The following is a 2,845-nucleotide window of genomic DNA, read 5'->3' as shown; positions in this document are numbered from 1 at the left end:
AAGTAGGTAGGCGGGAAAATTTATAACTATGTAACGAAAAGTTAAATCTAAGTTCTAGAGTTAAATTTAATACGCTCTGTACTGTACTCTCCTCTTTTTCCCCTAGCTCTCACCCCATTCATAACCGCATAAGCAAGGTCTAACTCATCCTCAAACATTTGTCCTGATATTTCATCCTTTTTCAGGTGTTGCCACTCTAATTCAATTGGATTCATTTCAGAACAATATTTAGGTAGAAAGAAGATATATAAACCTTGAGCTTCCCACTTTGACCACAACTTTTGCACTTCCAGACATTTGTGTATTGGACCATTATCCTGTACTATGACTCTTATACGTCCTAGCTTTTCTGCTTCTTGAGCTTCCAACTCCATCATCTGTATGTAAGACTTACGATCAACACCACCAATAACTAAACCATCAACAAAGCTAATTAGAGGTTGCAAAAGTCCAATGATACTTAATCTACGACCACGACGCTTTGTTTGTTCCAATGATTTTTGCTCACCTCGTTGATAGTAGCTATAACTCGGCTCACTCCACATACAAAAACCTGACTCATCCAAATATTTCAAGTCGATTTCTCCACTGGCCTAGAAATGTTCCAACATTTCTAGGTCTGCTTGTTTAATTGCTCTTTCCTTTACATCCTGTTTCCCTTTGTGGCTTTTTCTTGCCCTTTTCATGCTGGAGCCCCTTTTTTTGAGTACCCTTCTTAATCTATCGGCACTTAATTTGACTTGGCGATCGCTTTCTAATTTTTGGGCGAGTTGTCTAGAGTTATATGTACGTTTCTCTTGTTTTAAGGATTGTTCCAAAAATACCATATCTTCTTCAGACCATCTTGCTTTCCCCCCTCTACCTGTTTGTTCCCATAGTCCTTCTATACCTAATTTCTGCCATGTATGTAACACTTTTCTAATTGTTTGTGAACTCCAGTTAAAGTGAGATGCCCTGAGTTTTCTACATACCAACCATGAGCATTAAGCCTAATTACTTCAGCTCGGTCTTTGACTTTCTGTGGTACATCTTCAGTCCTGAGCTTTAGTAGTTTTTGGTCTTGCTCACGAGTCAGGAAAACCCTTAAACGAGCACCCATAAATCATCACCTCCATAGATAATTTGTCCCTGTTTACTTATCTTTACATAGTTTTATTTTTTCGTGCCTACCTACTTATAACATAAAAATTAAGGAACCATTGTTCCGAATACTTCTTCTATAACTACACTAAATCCTAACTACTTCCTACCTCAACTAAAAGACTTTTTTTAGGAAATACCAAATAGATTTAGTTAATATTTAAAAAGTAGAGTATTCCTGTATAGTAATAGTATATAAGAAATAAAGAATACCTGGCGCTGGAGCAAGATGCTCCCACTGTGCCTCCCAAAAAAGATAATCGAAATTCACGACCATTGCAATGCAGCACTACCAAAATTAGTCTGGAAAACAGGATTTTATATAATTCCTTTTTTTTTACACAATTGTTTCTTTTTTACTTCTTACTTCTTACCGAAAAATTAAGGTATAAAGCCTCTCCATTCATGGATAAAAAAAGAAAAAAGTTTCTTTTAACCAATTCTCTTCCTGATCATAAGAGGTAATTATTAATTATTAAAGTAAGCATTCAGTTTTTAGCAGTCAGCTAGCCTCCTGGGTCGGAAATATGTTAACAACAAATAATGAATAATTACTTCTAAGATAAGAAGTTAAGTTGACTTTAGACAGTAAATTTATAATTATTTCTCAATTTCTAAATTGCTTTTACCTCTTCCTCCCATTAATTGCTGATAACTAATAGCTGATAGCTGAATGCTTACCTTATTACTTATTACTTATTACTTATTACTTCTCTAAAGGATAAATATCTGGATCGCTAGCTGACCATTCCCACATAGAACCAGAATAATTTTTCACCTGAAAACCTAAATCTACTAATACAGAATTAGACCAAGCAGACCGGACTCCACCTGTACAATAAGTGACAATATTTTTATCTTTAGTAATTCCTTTTTTTGCCAATATTTCTAAAATTTTATCTCGTGATAATAATATTCCATTATTATCTAACCAATCCTTAAAATAAATATGAATTGCTCCAGGAATATGACCGCCCCGTTGTTCGCCATAAGGTGTTTTTCCTTCATATTCTCGTAACTCTCTGGTGTCAATAATTACTAAATTATTATTGTCTAAATTTTCTTTTAATTCATTCTGATTAATTTGCCAATTTTCGATACGGTTAACAATAAAATCTCCTCGGACAGAAGAGCTATTTTTAACAAAATTAATTGTAGGAAAACCTGATTTTACTAAAGCAGCAAAACCACCATCAACTAAAAAGGTTTTTTGATGCCCTAAAGTCCGTAACATCCAAACTATTCTGCCATCTTCTCCCCAACCATTTATCGTGTCGCCAAATACTATTACTGGTTGATTTTTAGAAATACCAATTGCTTGTAATTTTTCTGTCAAAATTTTGTCATCTGTAAGTAATTTACCCTTAAATTGTAATTGAGGTTGAGAAAAATCTTTCCAACTTATGCAAATGGCATTTAATAAACTTTTAGGGTTGAAAATTTTACAAGAACGAGTATCTAAAATTGTTGATTCTTGTTTCGCTAATTCCCTAGCTTGAGTAGTATTAATTATCCATTGATTATTAGTAGATATTTGCTGTGATAATTTTTGAACTACAAATTGAGAATCTGTAGATTGGTTTTGGGGTATTTGAGAAGTTGGAATTGAGTTAGCTATAACTAATATAGAAATTAATCCCAAAATGATTAATCCTATTAATAGAGTTATTTTGATCTGGCTTAAATTCCAACTATTAAACATAGA

General features: G+C 33.5%; 1 protein-coding gene and 1 pseudogene. Both read right to left on the bottom strand.

What is annotated here, in order from left to right; genetic code table 11:
- Nucleotides 1-47: 47 nt before the first annotated feature.
- A pseudogene (locus VKJ25_RS01510) lies at nt 48-1,099 on the bottom strand (IS630 family transposase).
- A 747-nt stretch (nt 1,100-1,846) separates the two neighbouring features.
- A partial coding sequence (locus tag VKJ25_RS01505) for a sulfurtransferase (protein ID WP_324234858.1) occupies nt 1,847-2,845 on the bottom strand: 999 nt, incomplete at its 5' end.

The organism is Okeania sp. (genome assembly GCF_035285525.1).
Classification (GTDB): domain Bacteria; phylum Cyanobacteriota; class Cyanobacteriia; order Cyanobacteriales; family Microcoleaceae; genus Trichodesmium.
The sequence above is the reverse complement of the archived record's forward strand: the minus strand, read 5'-3'. Positions and strand labels throughout refer to the sequence as shown.